The sequence below is a fragment of the Ruegeria meonggei genome (assembly GCF_900172215.1).
Lineage (GTDB): Bacteria > Pseudomonadota > Alphaproteobacteria > Rhodobacterales > Rhodobacteraceae > Ruegeria > Ruegeria meonggei.
In genome coordinates, this window is the sequence record NZ_FWFP01000010.1 from 153,721 (window position 1) to 173,194 (window position 19,474).

The window sequence follows — 19,474 nt, forward strand, 5'->3', positions numbered from 1 at the left end:
AGACGATGGAATTGCATTTGTTTGAAGACAACCTATCAGACGGCCAGCAGGTTACGTTTGGCGATACAATTGCCCGCGCGATCTATGTGACCGCTGGTGAAGTGACCGTCGATGGAATGTTGCACCCAAGCGATGAGGGCTTTGTCACTGACGGTCCGGTGACACTGACCGCCGGGGCGGAAGGGGCTTCGCTGTGGCGGTGGGATCTGTCCGATGCAATGCCTGTTCAACCCGCGCAACACACTGCGGCAAAGCTATCAGGCGAAGTGCCCGCGCATCTGTCGACGTCCGGAAACTTCCTGCGGCTTGACAGCGTGACCTTTCCGGCCTCTGGCACGGCGATGCTGCACACCCATCGAGGACCGGGTATTCGCTGTCTGCGCGAGGGGAGTATTCGAATAGATACTGGCGGCATGTCGACCTCGTTCGGACCGGGTGGCGCTTGGTTTGAAACTGGTCCCCTTCCGGTGTTTGCACAAGCCGACCACGGTATGCACAGCCGGTTCATCCGCGCGATGGTCCTGCCTGATGCACTGCGCGGAAAATCCTCGATCCATTATGAAAATGAAGAAGATCGCGCCAAACCGAAATCCCAGAGCTATCGCAATTTCGGCGAGATCGGGCTGTCGTTGTGAACGCACAGTCCCAGCATAAGACCCTGACAGGTGCGCAAATTCTGGTTGAATGCCTGCGTCAGCAGGAGGTGGACCAGTGTTTTCTGGTGCCGGGTGAAAGCTATCTGGCGGTGCTGGATGCGCTCACGGATGCTCCCGAAATTGATATGACTGTATGTCGTCAGGAAGGCGGGGCCGCGATGATGGCAGATGCCTATGGCAAACTGACGGGCCGCCCGGGCATCTGCATGGTTACACGTGGACCGGGTGCCACCAATGCCTCGGCGGGACTGCACATCGCGCGACAGGACGCGACGCCGATGATCCTGTTCGTCGGTCAGGTGGCGCGCGACATGCGCGAACGCGAAGCGTTTCAGGAAATCGATTATCGCCGAATGTTCGGACAGGTCGCCAAATGGGTGGCCGAAGTGGACAGCCCTGACCGAATGGCCGAAATGGTCTCACGTGCATTTCACGTTGCCATGTCCGGGCGCCCGGGTCCGGTGGTTCTGGCACTGCCCGAAGATATGCTGGTGGAGCAGACGGTGATTAATCCGCCACAGCTTCCGGTCGTAGGCCCAGCACGCGCGACGATCACGGCTGGCGATGCTTCCACGTTGCTTGCAGCATTGGAAACATCCACCAATCCGATGATTGTCGTCGGCGGCGGGGCTTGGTCAGATCAGGCGCGGCTTGACCTAGAGGGTTTCGCCACCAGATGGGCGGTGCCCGTCGCGGCATCTTTCCGGTGTCAGGATTTCTTTGACAATACGCACCCGCTTTATGCAGGGGACGCCGGTATCGGGATCAACCCCAAATTGGCCGCGCGGATCAAATCTGCCGATGTACTGATCCTACTGGGCACAAGGTTCAGTGAGATGGAATCAAGCGGTTACAGCCTGATAGACATTCCCAAGCCCGCTCAACACCTCATCCACATCTATCCTGATCCGGATGAGATTGGACGGGTCTATGTGCCTGATCTCGGTATCGCGGCACCGGCAGCTGAAACTGTCGCTACCATGTTGGAATGCGCTGCTCCAAAGCATAAACTTACAGATCGACAGGTTCATGCCGAAGCTTGCAATGAAGATTACCGTGTATGGTCGACCCTGCCGGACGGGCGCGGCGATCTGGCTATGGCTGAGGTCATTGGGCATCTAAAAAATACGCTGCCGGAAAACGCAATCATCACCAATGGCGCCGGCAACTACACAGTTTGGGTTCATCGGTTCCTGAACTTTCGCACACACCGCACCCAACTGGCACCGATTTCCGGGTCCATGGGGTATGGCCTGCCAGCGGCTGTGGCGGCGGCGCGGACACACCCTGATCGTCAGGTGGTCTGCTTTGCCGGTGACGGGTGTTTTCTGATGCACGGGCAAGAACTGGCAACTGCCGCAAAGTATAACGTCAATCTGACCGTGATCGTGGTAAACAACGGAATGTACGGCACAATTCGCATGCATCAGGAACGGAATTATCCGGGCCGGGTCAGCGCAACAAATTTGGTGAACCCCGATTTTGCAATGCTGGCAAAATCCTATGGATGTCATGGTGAAACCGTAACACGCACAGATCAATTCGCGCAGGCTTGGGAACGGGCCTGTGCCCATCGGGGGCCAAGCTTGATCGAGCTTCAGGTCGACCCCGAGTTGATCACACCGACACAGACAATCAACGATTTGCGCAGTGCCGCTACACCACTTCAGCAGATTGAGACAGGATAGGAACACCACTATGGGCGACAAGAATGTAGTCATCATCACCGGCGGGGCTATGGGTATCGGGCGCGCCATTGCGGACCGGTTTGCCAAGGACGGATCTGCCGTAGTGATCGCCGATGTCTCGGGTGCAACCGAAGCCGCGGCTGAGATTGCAGCAACTGGTGCGCAAGCCCTCGGAGTGACTTGCGATATCTCTGATCCGGCGTCCTGCAGCGCTATGGCAGACGCGACGGTTACCGCCTTTGGTCGCATCGATACTCTGGTGAACAATGCCGGACTTTATTCGACACTGAAGCTGACTGAATTCAAAGACATCACTACGGAAGAATGGCAACGCGTGCTGAACGTGAACGTTATGGGCCAGGCGCTTGTCACTGCCGCCGTGCTTCCAACGATGCAGTCACAAGGCAGCGGCGCAATCGTGAACATGTCGTCAGGCACACCGTTCAAGGGTGTGCCGTACCTGCTGCACTATGTTGCCAGCAAGGGGGCGATCAACGCGATGACCAAGGCCCTGGCAAAAGAGCTTGGATCAGCTGGCATTCGCGTCAACGGCGTGGCCCCCGGTTTCACAATGTCTGACGGGGTCAAAGCAAACCCTCATCAGATCGAAAAGCTCAAGGATATCTCGGTTCAGGCGCGGGTCATTGCGCGTGATCAACTGCCCGAAGACGTCGTGGGCGCGGTGGTCTTCCTTGCCTCACGAGACGCGGCCTTCATGACCGGACAAACGCTGGTCGTCGATGGCGGGGCCTATTTTCACTAACCAACAAATCAAATCAATAGGGGAGAAACCAAATGAAACGTCGTACTTTTCTGAAAACCACATCGCTTGCCGCTGCGGCATTGGCAACACCGGGCCTTGCCCGTGCTGCCGGATCGAAAGCATTGCGCATCGGGACTATCACACCGGGCAGCCATTTCTGGACGCAGACGATGGACCGCGTCGGAAAAGCCATGGCTGAGAAAAGCGGTGGTGCGTTCGAAGCGCAGATTTTCCCGTCCGGCCAGTTGGGTAACGAGGCGACGATGATCCAACAGCTTCAGGCTGGCGGGCTGGACATGGGGTTTCTAACCGTCGCCGAATTTTCAAACCGTTTGGATGATATGGCTGCTCTGTTCACGCCCTATCTGGTGCCAGATGTCGCAAAGGCTTCCAAACTGTTGACCGGTCCCACCGCGACCGGAATGCTGGACCAATATAAAACACTGGGCATGAAGGGCCTTGGTTTTGGTTTGGGCGGCATGCGTCACCTGATTTCGCGTGACCCGGGGCTGACATCTGCCGATCTGGCGGGCCGCAAGTATCGCATCACACCATTTGCACCCCTGCGCGATTTCTATGAGCTGATGGATGTGGCACCAACGCCTGTTCCACTGCCGGGCCTGTTTGATGCACTGGCCAATGGTCAGGTGGATGGCGCGGATATTGACCTGGAGCTGGCCTGGAAACTGAAACTCTATGACCAGGCTCCAAACCTGACCATCACCAGCCAGATGATGTTCCCTGTCGTTGCAGTCGTTTCTGGTAAATACTGGGCCGCGCTGGATGGCGCAGAGAAAGAAATGCTCTCGCAGACGGTGTCTGAACAGATCGATTGGCTCTTTGCACAGTATATAGAGTTTGAGCCGAAATGGCTGAATGATCTTAAAGGCACTGGCATGAATGTGTCCGGCGCCGAACCCGGCTTCTTTGGGGATACGATACCCGAGTGGAATGCGATCTGGGAGCCTAAAGCCCCCTCTATCTCTGCCCTACGCGCCGAGGCAGAGGCATTGGCCTAAAATCAACGGCCGCCCGCGCAGACCTGTGCGGGTGGCCTATTCAAGCAGTATTCTAGGGGATGGAATGGGTTTCATAGTAAAGACGTCAGATTGGATCGCCAGGGTCGAAGCCGTTGTGCTGAAAATTCTGGTCGCCGCTGTGCTATTGCTGATGATCCTGAACGTCACCAGCCGCGCGATAAACTGGTCACTCTACTGGGTCGATGAACTGGCGATTAATCTGATGGTTATATTCGCCTTTGTCGGCTCCAGCCTGATGTTTGCCCAAAGGCGTAACTTTGCCGTCACACTCCTGTCCGATGCGGTGTCCGAGGCGACCCGTCGGTGGATGTCCATCGCCGTGCAATGCGTCAATCTGGGGTTCGCCCTGTTCCTAGCCTATGCATGCTGGGTCTGGTTTGACCCGGCGACGCTGGCCATGCATGGTTTTGATTTAGAATTGTTTTTTGAAAACACCTTCAACTCTGTCTATCAGGAAGTCACCAATACAATCGGTGTGCGCCGTCTATGGTTTTTCCTGATCATGCCGCTCTTTGCCCTCACCTTGACAGTCCACAGTGCAGCCTGTCTGTGGCGTGATCTGGCGGACAAACCCGAAAAGAGTGGCGCGCCATGATGACCGCATTGGCCTTTGTCGTTCTTTTATTCATCGGCGCCCCGATTGGCATCGTTCTTGCCGTCTCTGCCACGATCTATGTGCTGGACACCGGCAATACCGCTTTGATTGGATCTTATGCGCTGCAACTGCAATCGGGCATTGGTAAATACGGCCTTCTGGCGATTCCGCTGTTCATGATGGTGGGCGAAATGATGAATGGCGGAGGCATCACAACCCGGCTGATCGGCATGGCGCGCGCTGTGGTAGGCACCATGAAAGGCGGGCTGGTCTATGTGAATATCCTTGCGAACATGATGATGGCTTCGATCCTCGGCTCTGCCACCGCGCAGATTTCGATCATGTCCAAGGTCATGGTCCCTGAAATGGAGCGGGCCGGCTACCAAAAGACATTCGCCGTCGCCACAACCACGTCGGCGGGACTGTTGTCGCCCATCATCCCGCCGTCGATGATGTTTGTGGTCTATGGTGTACTCGCGCAAATCTCGATCGGGGATCTGTTTATCGCGGGCATTGTGCCTGGCTTGCTGATGGCATTTGGGTTCATGGGGGTGATCTTTATGATCGGCCTTTTCAACCCGTTCCCGGTCGCGCCTCCATTGACCCGCGCTGAGCGAATTGGGCTACTCCGCGACGGATTGCTGACCCTTGTGATCCCAGCCTCGATCATCGGCAGCATCCTATTGGGCATCGCCACTCCAACGGAATCCGCGGCCATCGCCGCTGTCATGGCCTATCTGATCGGCAGGTTTGTTACCCGCGAACTGGCAGACCGAGACATTCCTCAAATGTTGCTGACGGCAGGATCAAACGCGGCACTGGTGTTGTTCATGGTCGCCACGGCCAATGTATTCAGTTGGATCTTAATCTACGGTCAGATCCCGCAAAGCCTTGCCGAATGGGTCGTGACCGTGGCCGAACATCCCATTCTGTTCCTGCTGCTTGTGAACCTGATCATGCTGGCTGTTGGGATGATCATCGACGGTATCCCCGCGCTGATCATGGTCGTACCAATTATCCTGCCTGTCGCAACAACTGTCTATGGCATTGATCCCTACCACTTGGGCGTTGTGCTGTGCTTGAACCTGACGCTTGGCCTTGTGACACCCCCCGTCGGCGTTGCGCTCTATGTCGCGGCAACAGTGTCGGATGTGAAAGCCGGCGCAATCTTCAGATCAGCTTTGCCTTTCGTTGCCGTGGCAGGCGTGGTTGTGGTCCTGATCAGCGTGTTTCCGTGGTTAATCATCCGCTAAGAACGGCAATGTCTGCTATGTCGTTCATCGTGCTCATTCAGGATTAATGCAGCATCGGTCAAAGTGGGCTCGGAGCAGCCATCCAAGCACTTCGATCGAACGACTGCTTTGCCTTGCTTGCGAGGCAGCGCCTGGTCAGTCGATCAATTTCTGCAGTTCCCTGTCAGCGCGGATAAGTTCATTGATCGTCTTGCGCATTTCCTCGGTTTCTCTCGACCGTTCCCCATGCTTCCAAGACGGATGGCTTGGTCCCGCAGCATGCCCACCTCTAGCCCCATGCATGCGACAAACACTCCAACCTTGAACGGCGGGTGCGCGGCACCGCTGGCCGGTGGACTTTGCCGTTGCTGTGCACCTGGGCGCATCATTGAGTCTTTTCGTAGGGTCCATGAGGTTGTCGTCACTTTTTGTCATCCGACCGCCCCCCGTTTTGAACATTACCAACGATTGCCTGCCCGCCTTCTTTGACTTCAACGCGTTCGACACGGACGGTTTGATCTGCCTTGGAGCGGTACCTCTTCAGGGTTTCAACCTGACTGGTGAAGGTCCGCGCAAGTTTGTTGAGCGTCCGTTCCGCTGAATCTTGCTGAGGGAGAGATTTTACGTGGTTCAGGCGACGTGCCATCATCATCGTGGCCTGATGGATCGCGCCCATCTGGATCGCAAGCATGGCTTCGATCTCGTCCTGCGGCTTAACCCCAGCAACAACGGACATTACGAAGTTCGATGCCGTCTCGGAAACAGGGCTGTCCTGTTGCCCGAGAGCTGCCACTTGATTCATGACGCCTTCGAAGAACCGGTGGTCTGCTGTGCCCAGCTCATGCATTGCCAAAGCACTGGCTGCGTTTGGGTCTTTCGCTTTGTGGCCGACTGTAAGCCTTCGCGTTTCCTCCTCGAAGTCCAGCTTGATATCCGGGGCCCGGACACCTGATCTCTTTCGATCCCTCAGATCAGCAATCGCATTGGTCTCCGCTTGTGTAAGCTCGGAGTTCTTTGTCTGCAGATCGTTGCCATTGTCTTTCTGTGACTTGCTCATGTCCGCCTCGCGTAACAGGGAGTGGTTAGTATTAGTGTTCCGTTTCAGAACCGAAGGACCGACGAGAAACCGGTCTGACGGGTTCTGATTTGGAACCATGGGAGGTCTTTGGGTTGGCAGCCATTGCCGAGCGGGTCTGCAACTCGGCATAGAATGCAGGCACTTCTTGCCACTGCATCGCGTCATGGTGCTGCACCTTGGCTTTGACGGTAGGCAGCACCTTGCCTTCGCGGATCGCGGACACCGGGTTCTCTCCCGAGCGGAAGCCCTTAGACTTTGCCACGTCGAGTACTGTCTTGATCCGCTGCGACAGTCGCTTTGCGGTTTTGTGTTTCTCGGTCCAGATGGGCGATAAGCACATCAGTACTTCGGGCTGGCCAATACTGTCCACGGGCATACGGCCGATCTTGGGGAACGCGTAGTCGCGCAAGGTGTTAAGCCATTGCTGGCCGTGTTTGGCATTCTTCCATGTTGGCAGGCGGTCAATGTGAACTTGTCGGCTGAGTTCCTCAAAGGTCGGGATTTCACGCTGGGCGTTGAAGCGCGGGTTCAGCCCGGACTTTGCCATGCGTCGATATTCGAGGGCTCTTTCTCGAGCCTGGTTTAGTGTGACGACATCAGCGCCACCTAACCCGAAATCCGTGCGCAGCGGAGCGCCCTTGCGGTTCTTCTGCCCTTTGACCGTTACACGCACGATCCAGCGCCGTGCGCCCGATGGATCGACAACGAGATACAGGCCAGAACCGTCACCATGCCGACCCGTACCGAGATTCTCTACCAGCTTCTTTGTCAGCTTCCCGCTGAGCGCAGACATGAAAATACCACAAAATATACCACTCAACGAAAGGTACTAAAGACAATTCGGTCAAACTCAAGATGATACTACAAGATAGTAAGTGCCAATTATATTTGAGTTTACGGCATTTTGAACATGCCATGAAAATTTACTCAAATAGGTTGATGGCGGAGACGAAGGGATTCGAACCCTCGAGACCCTTCCGGGCCTACTCCCTTAGCAGGGGAGCGCCTTCGACCACTCGGCCACGTCTCCGCTGGCCGGTATATCCTTGCCTGTTAACCGGATACAAGACGATTTTCGCTGCCTCGGGCATTTTTCTCAGATTGGGCGCAACAGTGGCTGGGTCGCGTCAACGCAAAGCTCTCCAGCCCGGTGTTTGGCTTGCGATCACGGGTCATCTTCCGCGTTCAAACGACCCCGCCCGAAGTGATTGCAGTGACAAATCCACAGGAAACTTGCCAAACACATAAGGTTTAAGGCATATTTGCCTAGAGTTATTTTAAAAATTCAAGCAAATGAATTTATAGGGGCAAAAATCGGGCAGCAAGCGTATCGCGCCTAAAGTGTACCTCTTGGGGAAGGGATTTAAGAGTTGGCCTGGTTTAGATTGTTCGTTGTTGTGTGTTGCGTATTGAGTCTTCCTTCGCAGCTTTTTGCCAATATCGGTAAAGTCATAGGTGTCAAACAAGGCGCCGAAATCACACGCGGGGGCAAGTCGCAGCCGTTGCGCGTGGGTATGGATGTTCAGTCGGGGGATTCCATCTCGACCAACAGAAGTGGCGTAGTGCAGTTGGTTTTCGTTGATGAGACGAAAATCGCCGTCGGTCCCAACGCGAAAATGACGCTGGACGTAACCATGTTGCGCGGCAACAAGAAAGCCAAGAACTTTGCGGTTCAGGCCCTGGGCGGAAGTTTCCGCTTTATCTCGGGCAAAAGCAAAAAGCGGGCCTATTCCATCCAGACCCCCACGGCGACCATGGCCGTTCGGGGCACAACTTTTGACATGTGGGTCGTGCCCGGTACGCAAAGCGCCATGGTGGTTCTTGAAGGCCGGGTCGAGATGTGTGGCCTGAATGGCAGCTGCCAGGCAACCGGCCGGCAATGCAGCCTGTTTGCCACAACTCAGAAGGGCGGTGTCGGCAGACCTGCGGATCAGGCGCAATATGAAAAGGCCCTGCAGGAAGGTTTCCCCTTCATTCAGTCGCAGGACAGTTTGCTAGCGCCGTTGCAGGTCGATTACGGCGGATGCGGGACAGATGCTTTGCCTCTGCCACCACAGCAATCAGACGCCCCCGAACCCAGCCGCGCGCAGTCAGGGGTCCAGAGCGCTCAAAAGTCCGCGCCAAGCACCAGATCACCTTCGCCCGAGCCTCCATCGCCTGGGCCGTCAACGCCCGGACCATCATCAGTTGGCAGCGGCAACGGCGGAAACGTCGGCGGTAGCAGCGGCAGCGGAAGCGGCAACGGCGGCAACATCGGGAGCGACGGCGGCAGCGGTAGCGGTCAGGGTGGCAGCATCGGTGGTGTCAGTGGCGGTTCTTCAGATGGCAGCGGTGGAACGATTGGTGGCGGTGGCAGCGGCAGTGGCGGCAATGCCGGCAGCGGCAGCGCTGGCGGAAATGGGGGAAATAGCGGCGGCTAGCACAAACAGCGTACCTATGCACCCCTGCCAAAACAGCTTCACGCGCTCGGGCCGCGGAAACCACGGCGTTTGGAGACTAACGTGACCGGAAAGCCGAAAGAACGAACTGGTCGGCGGCGCGGCTTTCAGATTGTGGGATTATGCCTGATCCTGCTGGGCTGTTTTATCCGTGTGCTGGACCCCTATCCGGTGCGGATGTCGCGGCTGATCTATTTCGACATTCTGCAACGTATCTCGCCGCGGGACTACAACCCGGACCTTCCGGTGCGCGTTGTGGATATTGATGAAAGGTCGCTGGCCGCCTGGGGGCAATGGCCATGGCCGCGGACTCTGCTGACCGAAATGGTCGAGAACCTGGGCGATTATGGCGCAGCGGCCATCGCATTTGACATGTTGTTGGTAGAGCCCGACAGGTACTCTCCAGCGCGGCTGTTAAATGACCCCGCATTGGCAGGGGTGTTGACCGTGGATCCGGGCGCGGAAAACCTGGACAACGACCAGACCTTCGCTTCTGAAATTGCCAATTGGCCTGTCGTTCTGGGAACCGCTGCCCGGTTGTCGCAGGAGGGTGGCGTGGTCTTCCCCATGGCCGGGATCATTGAAATAGGCGAAGTACCGACTGCCGGGTTGGTTACGGTGCCGCATTGGACACCGCTGGCTCCTCCGCTTGATCAAAATGCAGCTGGGATCGGAGGGGTCAATGTCTCGCCCCTTGGCGGCACGGGCGTTGTACGCCGGGTGCCGGTTTTGTGGGCCGGCCCCGATGGTGCAATGCCCAGCCTTGGGATCGAGGCCCTAAGAGTGGCGCTGGGTGAATCCATCATTATTGCCGAGGGGGCACAAGACGAGGCTGGCATCATGCTGGCCGTCGAGATCGGAGGGTTTCGCTTGCCCACCACCGAAAACGGTGAAGTGTGGGTCAGGTACAGGCGCGACAATCCTGATCTCTACCTGTCGGCCGACGATGTTATGCAGCCCGAAGAGAACCCTGACCTGCGCGCCGAAATCGAAGGCAGGATTATTCTGGTCGGCACTTCGGCTGCGGGCTTGTTCGACATGCATCAGACCGCCCTGGGTGAATCCGTGCCGGGCGTATCGATCCATGCGCAGGTCTTGGAACAGATCATGACAGGTGAAATGCTCAGCCGGTCGGACGTCACTTCGGCGCTTGAATTGTTGTCTTTTGTCATCCTCGGTCTGGTGGTGACAGCTGTGATGGCCAGATTTGGCGCAGTGGCGTCGTTTGTCGCGGGTGGCGTGTCGGCCTCGGTTGTTTTGGGGATCAGTTGGCTGGCCTTTGACAACCAACTCGTTTTGTTCGACGTCACCTTTCCGATGCTGGGCGGCATGGCCAATTTCGGTCTGCTGGCAGGCTATCTCTTCATCTCGACCGAGCGCGAAAAACGCGTGATCCGTCAGATTTTTTCACACTATGTCGCACCAGAGATTCTGGACGAAATGGAAGTGTCGGGCCATCAGCTGCAACTGGGGGGGGAAACTCAGGAAATCACGGTGATGTTCTCGGACATCCGAGGGTTTACGCCCTTGTCCGAGTCGATTTCGGCAACCGATCTTGTGGCCCTGCTGAATGAGCTGTTCTCGCAGGTCGGCGATCAGATCCTTTTGGAACGCGGGACAATCGACAAATTCATCGGCGATGCGGTCATGGCGTTTTGGAACGCGCCCCTGCCGGTCGAAAATCACCCTTGTCGTGCCGCGCAGGCCGCGCTGTTGATGCGGCAGGCATTGATTGACTTCAATGCCTCTGACGTGATGCAGGACCGACCGCCAATTGCACTGGCAACCGGGTGCGCAACTGGTCAGGCCTGTGTTGGCAATATCGGGTCACGACGTAGGTTTAACTATACTGTCATCGGAGATGTGGTGAATGTTGCCGCGCGGATCGAGCAAAGCTGTCGCCACGTGGATTACGACATTCTCGTTTCCAATTCAGTATACGAAAAAACCAAACACGAAATGGCGATGCTTGAGGCGGGGTTTGTTGACCTCAAGGGAAAATCCGATCTGGAACCCGTATTTGTGCTGGTTGGAAATCAGGACCTGCTTGCAACCTCCGAGTTCCAAAAGCTTGAAGCGACGCATAATGCACTTGTGTCAGCAATCAGGCAGCGAAAGCCACAAAATCAGATCGAAAGAATATGTGAGGACTGCGTTGCACTGGCCGAATACCTGGAGCCCGGTCTACGCCGCTTCTATTTTGCCTTGTCAGGCCGGGCCGCAGATTTCCGTTCTGATGTTCAGGCGAGCGAAGTGTTTTTTAGTCACCAAAGCCACGAAAGAAAGACCTCCGCATAAATCGAGCGCACGGGAGGGTTTGCGAAACGGCACGATCTTGCAGAACTCCGCATTTTCCTCAAGAAAGGTACGGACAGTAAAAAACACAGCGATCGGCACTGGGGCTAACCCGGGTCAGTAATCACTGGGGCATAAAAGGACACGAGGCGCGCCACATGGTATTTAAGTTGGTTTCCTGCGATGGCGGAGGAATTCGAGGGTATCTGACATGTTTGATCCTGCAGGGCCTTCATGAAGAGACCGGTTGCCTGGACACCGCAGATGGCTTTGCTGGAACGTCCACCGGCGGCCTGATGGCTGTTGCATTGGCGGATGGCCGCACGCAGGGCAAGGATATGGCAAAGCTGATCGCCGATCTGGCCGCACATTACCGCGATGACGCCGACACGATATTCCGCGAGAACGAGCGCAACTTTCTGGACAAGGCGCTGGATGATTTGCTCAGACGTTTTCACCTGGGAGGTGGCCCCGGCATAACAGCGTCGCAATACAATGCCACAGGGCTTGAAGAGATCGGGCTTTCCCTCGTCGAGGACCGAACCATCGGGTCACTGTCCACGGATATGGTTTTGGCCGTCAACACAACCTGTCTGCACCGCAGCGACAAGATTGGCTGGGCTCCGTTCACGATAACCAACCAGAATCTGGAACACGAATCCTGGCTGGACATGAGCGCGGTCCGCTTGCTGGATGTTGCGCTGGCCAGCTCGGCCGCGCCGTCCTATTTTCCGCCACACCAGATCAAGGCTGGCGGCAAGGATTATGGGTACTTCGCAGATGGCGGAACTTTTGCCAACAATCCGGTGATGAACGGGATCAATGTCGCCATCGCCACAAACCGCGCACACGGGCTTGAGGATGTCGAGGCTCTGTCCATCGGCACCGGCCAACAACCTACAGACATTTCCGAAGAGATGGTCAAGAACCCCGACGACTGGGGGCTGCTCAAATGGTTCGGGATAACCTCAAATGCGCCACGTGGCGCCCTGATCGAATTGCTGCTGAACACATCAGCAGAGAACCAGTATTGGATGGCGCGTTTGGTGCTGAAGGACAGGCTGGTACGCATCAACCCTCCGCTTCCGAAAGTGGTGGGATTGGCGACGCATAAACCTGAATCCTATACGCTGATGGACAAGGCATATCAGGCAAGTAAGCAAAGCACCTATTGGGCAAACGCGGTCAAGATGATGCGCGGATGGGCTCGCAACTGACTGTCCTGTTACCATAAATTGGCTTTTCACCCTTCCGTCCCAGTCGTTTTTGTTGCCTTTGAAACAGGACCGCGTATGGTTAACGCGCAGTTCTTAACGCATTATTAATGTCTGCATTTTGGGGGAAGAAGTATGAGCGATCCCGGCATGGCCGAGAAGCTGGTTAAGGCATTGCAACGCCCGGATGGTGACTTGGCCCTGCGTCCCGTGCACTCCATTGGCATCGGCGCGACCGGGTATTTCAAGCCCTCTCCGATCGCCGGTAACTTTTGTGTCGCCGAGCATTTTAACACCGACAAGACGGACGTATCCGTCAGGTTTTCGAACGGATCGGGTTGCGCCGTAGTGCATGACGGCTGGTCGGATGTGCGCGGTATGGCGGTTCGGTTTCACCTGCCCGATGGCACCGATACCGACCTGATCGCTATGACCCTGCCCGAGTTTTTTGCGCCAACTCCAGCAACCTTTTTGGAGTTCGCCGAAAAGGCCGCGCCAAAACCCTATGAAGGCGAGACGCCCTGGCAGAAAATCTGGAACTACCTTCAGCTGATCCTGCCCAAACGCGATCCCTATCCCGGTGAAACCATCAGCCCCGATGACGGTGCCATCGCCTATGCGGACAAATACGCTTTTTCCCAATTGGGTGTGATGCAGGCGGCGCAGATCGGCGCGCCAACCAGTTATGTGCGTGCGGCTTATCACGCGGTGCATACCTTCATCGTCACTGGCTCGGACGGTGTGCGCCGCTGGGTTCGGTTTTCCTGGCAACCGATCGCGGGGGTTTTGAACACCAACCCTGAAAAAACGCCTGACGATGACTTTCTACGGGCCGAACTGAAAGAGCGTTTATCCAAGGACTCAGCCCGGTTTTCCCTGATGATGATGGTGGGTGAGGTCGGTGACGATTTCAACAATTCGTCGCGCCCCTGGCCACCGCATCGCAAACGCATCATGATGGGCACACTGACCGTCAATGCGGTGCCCGAAGATCAGATTGCGCAATCAGAAAAGCTTAGTTTCAATCCAGGTCTTCTAACCCCCGGCATCGAGGCCTCAGACGACCCGGTTCTGAAGATACGGATCGACACGTACAAAACCTCAAGTGCATGGCGTGGCGGATCACCCTGCCCGTTCTCGGAGGGCTAAAGAATGTCACAACAAAACAGTTGGTTTAACAGCTACGTCAACAGCCTGCCGGAACGGGGCTGGTTTAAATTCCTGTCCCGCTATATCGTCGTGCCCTATTGGAACTGGCGCGATCCAAAGCCAAAATTGCCCGGCGGACCGCGCCCCTCGCCCCAGCCGAGTGAAAACGTTCAGCGGATGATGAACCTGATCATGCCGTTGAAAGACCCCTCACCTGCCGGGCGCGCGCGGGCGACGCTTGCCATCGCCGAAAATGTGGAAGAAATCTTTGCCGGGCTGGACAATGTTGGCACCGTGCATTTTGCACGGTTCCTGCTAATTGACGATAATATCTGCATGATTTCGGTCTATGATGGCGACTTCAGCAACTACATCCGAGATTTCATCACCACGATCGGCAGTGTGTTTGACGACGTCATCTCGCTGGTCGACGGGGCTGAACACCTGATCCCAACCGAGCGCAATGTCGAAGAATTCATTGATTGGGTTCAAGAGCATGACCTGTTTCAGGCTGCCGATTTCCCGACCGATCTGTTTGGTCTGCAGGATGCGGCCAAAGGGCTGCCGCCTAACGAACCGCCCCATATGCTGGCGACGTTACCGCGCGAGTTTGTCCTGCAGCTGCACGCCAACCGCAATATCTCATTGGGAGGCGGCTACCGCGCCTATCCCGGAATTTCAGCCGCGCAAGTGCGCCAAAAATTCGGACAGGGCTGGTGAATACAAAACTCGATCTCGCCGACATTCAGGGCAATATTCTACGTGGCTATCGCCGCGAATATGTGCGCCATCTGATCCTTGAGGTCACGGACCGCACGGCAGCCAGGCAGTTTCTGGGGGCCGCTGTCGATGGCGGCAGCGACGCTGTTCCCGAAATCACACGCGGTGTTCTGTGGGAGGTCAAGCCACCCTTCTGCTTTAACATCGGCATCACCTATGAGGGGCTGCGCGCGCTCGGTACATCATCCGACAACCTAAAGACCTTCCCGTCAGAATTTGTACAGGGCATGACCAAACGCGCGATGAAACTGGGAGATTTCGGAGCAAGCGGGCCGGAAAAATGGCCTGCCCCGTTTGATCAGCCGGACCGTGTGCATCTGATTGCGTCAGTGCATTCAGATGTGCCCGAACATCTGGATATTGTCGAAAAGCAGGTCACCCAGGCCTTCACAGTTCTGGGCGTCCGCAACGGGCGCAACTTGCCCGAAGGAAAGGTGTTTTTTGGCTACGTCGACGGCATCTCGCAGCCTCGCTTTGAACAGGTCTATGACCCGGAACAAAAGGGTGTTGAAGAACCCATCGACCCGCTGGGCACCGCTTTGTTGGGTTATCCCACCAAGCAGGAGGGCGTGTGGTTCCGTGTTCCGTCACCCCGCTCGCTTGGGTTCAACGGGTCATTCAATGCCTTCCGCATTCTGGCGCAGGACGCCGCCGGGTTCGAAGCCTATCTGGATCAGGCCGCAGATGAGTTGATGGAGCACCCGGATCGCGATCAGCTGGTCGATCCCAACAATCTGGATCGCATCGGCAAGGGGCTCGACTTGCGGGGTGCGCTGCGCGAGGTCGTGGCTGCACAAATGTGTGGACGCTGGCGCAATGGGGTGCCGTACGAGCTGTCACCGAATGCCCAATGGCCCGATGATGCCGTCTCGCCCACCAATTTCGACTATACCCATACGTCACGCTGCCCAGCGGGATCTCATTTGCGGCGTGGCAACCCCCGCGGCGGACCAATCGTTCAGCGTATCGCCAACTATACACGGCGTCTGGTACGGCGCGGGATGTCTTACGGGCCTGATTTCGATCCGCAGAACCCAGATACCGAGGAACGCGGCCTGCTGGGCAGTTTCATCGGGGCCAATATCGGTGCGCAGTTCGAAGCGGTGATGTGCGACTGGATCAACCTGGGCTTGCAGGACCCGCGTATTACCGGTGCCAATGACCCGTTGCTTGGGGCCAATACACCCGAAACCAGCTGGTTTGACATGACCTTGCCGGACGGAGGCACAATTCGTTTGCACGGGTTTCCACGCCTGATCTACACGCGCGGCGGGGCCTATACCTTTCTGCCCAGCCTGACCGCGATCAAGTACCTGTCCGAACTGACGACCTAAGCCAAATCCGCCAGCGCCGCGTCGATGCGTTTCAGCATCGGCGACTGTCCGGCAGTTTCCACAATCACCCGGGCTTTGGTCAGGTGGTCTTTGGCCAGCGCTTTCTTTTTCTTCGCTTTGTAAAGCAGGCCTATGATCATGTCACAGCGGGCGATGTAATGCCCCTTTTCGTCGAACTGAGGGTTTGCGCGCACCTGTTCAATCATCGCCTTCAGACGCTTTTCGCCAAACAGCATGACCATTAGGATAGACCAGAAATTTACGACCAGGACCTTAAAGGACCCACCACCTTCACCGGTCAGAATAGCCAGATACATCTCGCACAGGAACAGGCGCGCCCAGTCGGCTGACACCATGGTGCCTTCATCCGTGCGTTTCTGAATCGCGTCTTCAATCTGGCGCAGCCCCTCTGCCACCTGACCCTTCAGGGCGTAGGCCACACCCAGCATTGTCGCCGGGCCAAAGGTGAACAGAGTCCATCCCTTTTCCTCGCAATCTTTGATATGCTCCTGAACCACTTCCATCGCGCCCGGTTTTTCCAGCGGCACCATGGCGCCCACACGGGCGGCCTCAGCTATGGCTAGTTCGAACTCGACCTGCGATTCCTTGCGCGCCTCTTCTGCCATCTTCAGCGCCAGCTCATGGTCGTCAGACACCATCGCAATCAGCGCCTTCATCGCCTTGCCATAGCCCAGCGCGCGGGGGTCGTTCTTGGATTTGCCCAAGGCGATCATCTGGTCCGAGGTCGCATGAGCCCGGGCCACGCGCCCGCGGGTCAGCTCATTCCACCCAACCGTCGCCAAAAAGAAATTCTGGATATAAGCGTCGTCGATCTGCTCCAGCGCCGCTTCGATCTCTTTTTTTCGGGCCTCAAACCGCGCGTTGTCGATGGGTGAATGATAGATCGACACGGATAGCTCGTTGACCATGGCATAGGCCCGGGATGCAGGATCCCTTAGACGTTTGGCCATATCGGTCAGTTCTTGCTGCACCCAGTGGGCTTCGTGGTATTTGCCGTTGCATACCAGACAGGACACGTAATGGTGCAGGAAAAGGGCATGATGCCGGTTGTCCCCGACCTGTTGCAAGATCGGCCGCACTGTACCTGCCAGATCAATAACCGTTTTGACTCGCAAAGAGATGTTTGAACACAGGGCGAAACTGGCGAGAAACTCGGCAAATTGTTCATTCGTGGCGCAGTCAGGGTCGGCCTGATACATCTCTAGTGCAGTGACAAAATACCTGTTGGCTTCGTCCAGTGAATAAACACCCAGGCTTTTGTCGCCAGCCATCGCGCTGTAGCGGAATGCCTGATCCCGACGGTCAGTTTGTCCGTAATGAAAGGCCAACATCTCGGCCGCTTCTTGCAGGCGGTTCGCATTGCGCTGAACCAAGGCTTCGGCGATGGCCAGGTGCAATTCGGACCGGCGCGACATAACCATACTTTGATAGACCGAATCCCGCAGCAGGACATGTTTGAAGATGTAATCAGAGGAGTTCGCCTCGCGAAACAGCACATCCTGCGCCTGAAGCCTTTGCAGAGTGGTACCGGTCTCGTCAGCATTCTCAACCAGTTGCGACAACAATCCGGGGTCGAACCGGCGGCCAATGACGGCAGCCGCCTGAAGCAATTCGCGATCCTCAGGCGACAGGCGGTCTATTCTGGCCGCAAGCAGGCTGCGCATGGTGACAGGCAGTCCGCTGTCCCCGATATCTGCGTCAATATGGGCTTTGCCATCTTCGACCCGCAAAGACCCCTGATCCAGCAAAAAACTCAGGATCTCTTCACCAAACAGCGGGTTGCCACCGGCGCGCTCTGTCAGTTGCTGCGCCAACCCGTCAGGCAGGTCTGTCACATCAAGACGGTTCTGCGCCAGACTGGCGAAGTCCGAGGCATCCAAAGGTTTCAGAGCGACGGTCGTCACACCACTTTGGTCCAGCCAAGGTGGCGCATATTCCGGCCGTCTGGTCTGTATGATCAGCAGATTCGAAAGATCAGTATCCGCAATCAGAATGCCCAGCAGATCCTCTGAGGCGCTGTCGATCCAATGGCTGTCTTCGATCAGCATCACGACCTGATCGCGGGCACACTTAGCCTTCAGCATCTCGCGCAGCAACTCGCGAATGCGCAAACCGATCAAGACACCGTCCAGACCCTCCAGCGACCCCGCGGGCGGTTTGATCCCCAGAAGGCTCATCATCAGCCCAAGGTTTTGCTGCGTAAACAACCCGGATTTCTCAAGCCCGACTTCCAGCTTCTTCTGAACCCGTAGAGGGTTGTCGGTGTCGTGGATCTGAAAGGAATTCCGAATAATTTCGAGGAAGGGCAGAAACGGGATTTGCTGACCGTCGGCAAAGCAGTATCCGGTCAGTATCGCGGTTTCTTCGGCCTGCAGCTGCTGCAGAAACTCAAACACAAGGCGGGTTTTGCCCAGCCCCGGTTCAGCCACCAAATCAATAACGGAACGCGCCGCCTTTGACCGCTCCAGCGCCGCCGACATCGCGCGCTGTTCTTGGTTGCGGCCAACATAGCTGCTGAGCCCCTGCGCCACCGAGGCGTCAAAACGGGCCGCATCTTCATGAATGGAATGCAGTTGCCACAGCTTTTGCGGCGTGGAGAGGCCTTTGATTTGGTGCTCACCGAAAAAGCTTAGCTCGGTGACCCATTCGACCAAGCCACGCGTTGTATTGCACAGCAGGGTTCCACCCGAGGGAGCAAGGTTTTCCAGACGCGCCGCCAAATTCACAGTGCTGCCAACGGCAGTGGTCGGGCCGCCCTCGCCCTGCACAGCGGCCATCAGAACTGTGCCCGAACTGATCCCCACCCGCATCTGCGGGCGCACCCCGAAACGGGCGTCAAACTCCCCAGCGGCAGCCAGGAACGCTGCATGGATGGACTGAGCTGCACGGCAGGCCCGCAAGGCCGGGTCTTCCAACGCGTCGGGAATCCCAAACAACGCCATGATGCTGTCGCCGGCAAAATCCCGGACTGTGCCCCCATGACCTTCCGCTGCCCTAACAAGCGTGTCATAGACCATGCGCACAAAACCCAGGGCTTTTTCTTCCTCTAGCCCGGCAACGATACCCGTGAAACCAACCATATCAGCGAACAGTACCGACACCTGGCGCCTTTGCCCCAAATCCGCTGTCTGCTGTGCAGGTTTTTCTGTTCCATCCGCCATGTCAGAGAATGGTTTACAGCACCGCGCCGC

At 56.7% G+C, this 19,474-nt stretch carries 15 protein-coding genes and 1 tRNA gene; 12 read left to right on the top strand and 4 right to left on the bottom strand.

Going from position 1 to position 19,474, the window contains the following annotated elements:
• Positions 1 to 5: 5 nt before the first annotated feature.
• The 6 genes from RUM8411_RS16650 (at position 6) to RUM8411_RS16675 (ending at position 5,995) form a co-directional block, all read left to right on the top strand.
• Positions 6 to 635 (top strand): hypothetical protein, encoded by a 630-nt coding sequence (locus tag RUM8411_RS16650; RefSeq protein ID WP_085823838.1) that lies wholly within the window; start codon positions 6 to 8, stop codon positions 633 to 635.
• Positions 632 to 2,344, top strand: a complete 1,713-nt coding sequence (locus RUM8411_RS16655; RefSeq protein ID WP_200818595.1) for a thiamine pyrophosphate-binding protein — start codon at positions 632 to 634, stop codon at positions 2,342 to 2,344. Before RUM8411_RS16650 ends, RUM8411_RS16655 begins: the two co-directional genes overlap by 4 nt.
• A 10-nt stretch (positions 2,345 to 2,354) precedes the next feature.
• Entirely contained in the window at positions 2,355 to 3,107 is a 753-nt protein-coding gene (locus tag RUM8411_RS16660; RefSeq protein ID WP_085823839.1) for an SDR family NAD(P)-dependent oxidoreductase, read from the top strand.
• A 32-nt stretch (positions 3,108 to 3,139) separates the two neighbouring features.
• Positions 3,140 to 4,126: a TRAP transporter substrate-binding protein gene (locus RUM8411_RS16665; RefSeq protein WP_085823840.1), complete on the top strand. Its 987-nt coding sequence runs from the start codon at positions 3,140 to 3,142 to the stop codon at positions 4,124 to 4,126.
• A gap of 64 nt (positions 4,127 to 4,190) precedes the next feature.
• Entirely contained in the window at positions 4,191 to 4,742 is a 552-nt protein-coding gene (locus RUM8411_RS16670; protein WP_159453919.1) for a TRAP transporter small permease, read from the top strand.
• Positions 4,739 to 5,995, top strand: coding sequence for a TRAP transporter large permease (locus tag RUM8411_RS16675; RefSeq protein ID WP_085823842.1), 1,257 nt, complete (start codon positions 4,739 to 4,741; stop codon positions 5,993 to 5,995). Before RUM8411_RS16670 ends, RUM8411_RS16675 begins: the two co-directional genes overlap by 4 nt.
• Positions 5,996 to 6,395: 400 nt before the next feature.
• Here the strand turns inward: RUM8411_RS16675 and RUM8411_RS16680 are convergent, their stop codons facing one another.
• The 3 genes from RUM8411_RS16680 to RUM8411_RS16690 form a co-directional block, all read right to left on the bottom strand.
• Complete coding sequence (locus tag RUM8411_RS16680) at positions 6,396 to 7,031, bottom strand: hypothetical protein (RefSeq protein WP_085823843.1); 636 nt, start codon at positions 7,029 to 7,031, stop codon at positions 6,396 to 6,398.
• Between the two features lie 31 nt (positions 7,032 to 7,062).
• Positions 7,063 to 7,845: a tyrosine-type recombinase/integrase gene (locus tag RUM8411_RS16685; RefSeq protein WP_234995275.1), complete on the bottom strand. Its 783-nt coding sequence runs from the start codon at positions 7,843 to 7,845 to the stop codon at positions 7,063 to 7,065.
• A gap of 147 nt (positions 7,846 to 7,992) precedes the next feature.
• Positions 7,993 to 8,082, bottom strand: a tRNA-Ser gene (locus RUM8411_RS16690).
• Positions 8,083 to 8,461: 379 nt separating this feature from the next.
• Here RUM8411_RS16690 and RUM8411_RS16695 point away from each other — a divergent pair.
• From RUM8411_RS16695 to RUM8411_RS16720, 6 genes are all read left to right on the top strand, one after another.
• Positions 8,462 to 9,472, top strand: a complete 1,011-nt coding sequence (locus tag RUM8411_RS16695; RefSeq protein ID WP_234995276.1) for a FecR family protein — start codon at positions 8,462 to 8,464, stop codon at positions 9,470 to 9,472.
• A gap of 81 nt (positions 9,473 to 9,553) precedes the next feature.
• A complete protein-coding gene (locus RUM8411_RS16700) occupies positions 9,554 to 11,788 on the top strand; it encodes a CHASE2 domain-containing protein (protein ID WP_143534926.1) in 2,235 nt (744 codons plus the stop codon).
• 155 nt (positions 11,789 to 11,943) lie between these two features.
• Entirely contained in the window at positions 11,944 to 13,002 is a 1,059-nt protein-coding gene (locus RUM8411_RS16705; protein WP_085823845.1) for a patatin-like phospholipase family protein, read from the top strand.
• Between the two features lie 132 nt (positions 13,003 to 13,134).
• Positions 13,135 to 14,148, top strand: a complete 1,014-nt coding sequence (locus RUM8411_RS16710) for a catalase (RefSeq protein WP_085823846.1) — start codon at positions 13,135 to 13,137, stop codon at positions 14,146 to 14,148.
• Positions 14,149 to 14,151: 3 nt separating this feature from the next.
• On the top strand, positions 14,152 to 14,868 hold the full coding sequence (locus RUM8411_RS16715) for a hypothetical protein (protein WP_085823847.1): 717 nt from the start codon (positions 14,152 to 14,154) through the stop codon (positions 14,866 to 14,868).
• On the top strand, positions 14,865 to 16,262 hold the full coding sequence (locus tag RUM8411_RS16720) for a Dyp-type peroxidase (RefSeq protein ID WP_085823848.1): 1,398 nt from the start codon (positions 14,865 to 14,867) through the stop codon (positions 16,260 to 16,262). The genes RUM8411_RS16715 and RUM8411_RS16720 overlap by 4 nt, the downstream gene beginning before the upstream one ends.
• Here RUM8411_RS16720 and RUM8411_RS16725 read toward each other — a convergent pair.
• Positions 16,259 to 19,384 (bottom strand): ATP-binding protein, encoded by a 3,126-nt coding sequence (locus RUM8411_RS16725; protein ID WP_159453920.1) that lies wholly within the window; start codon positions 19,382 to 19,384, stop codon positions 16,259 to 16,261. The genes RUM8411_RS16720 and RUM8411_RS16725 overlap by 4 nt on opposite strands.
• Positions 19,385 to 19,474: the final 90 nt, after the last annotated feature.

Excerpts from the sequence above, each read along its gene's own strand:
- RUM8411_RS16665 (WP_085823840.1), top strand. The coding sequence starts at position 3,140 with ATGAAACGTCGTACTTTTCTGAAAACCACATCGCTTGCCGCTGCGGCA.
- RUM8411_RS16650 (WP_085823838.1), top strand. The coding sequence starts at position 6 with ATGGAATTGCATTTGTTTGAAGACAACCTATCAGACGGCCAGCAGGTT.
- RUM8411_RS16680 (WP_085823843.1), bottom strand. The coding sequence starts at position 7,031 with ATGAGCAAGTCACAGAAAGACAATGGCAACGATCTGCAGACAAAGAAC.
- RUM8411_RS16710 (WP_085823846.1), top strand. The coding sequence starts at position 13,135 with ATGAGCGATCCCGGCATGGCCGAGAAGCTGGTTAAGGCATTGCAACGC.
- RUM8411_RS16715 (WP_085823847.1), top strand. The coding sequence starts at position 14,152 with ATGTCACAACAAAACAGTTGGTTTAACAGCTACGTCAACAGCCTGCCG.
- RUM8411_RS16705 (WP_085823845.1), top strand. The coding sequence starts at position 11,944 with ATGGTATTTAAGTTGGTTTCCTGCGATGGCGGAGGAATTCGAGGGTAT.
- RUM8411_RS16675 (WP_085823842.1), top strand. The coding sequence starts at position 4,739 with ATGATGACCGCATTGGCCTTTGTCGTTCTTTTATTCATCGGCGCCCCG.
- RUM8411_RS16685 (WP_234995275.1), bottom strand. The coding sequence starts at position 7,845 with ATGTCTGCGCTCAGCGGGAAGCTGACAAAGAAGCTGGTAGAGAATCTC.
- RUM8411_RS16660 (WP_085823839.1), top strand. The coding sequence starts at position 2,355 with ATGGGCGACAAGAATGTAGTCATCATCACCGGCGGGGCTATGGGTATC.
- RUM8411_RS16670 (WP_159453919.1), top strand. The coding sequence starts at position 4,191 with ATGGGTTTCATAGTAAAGACGTCAGATTGGATCGCCAGGGTCGAAGCC.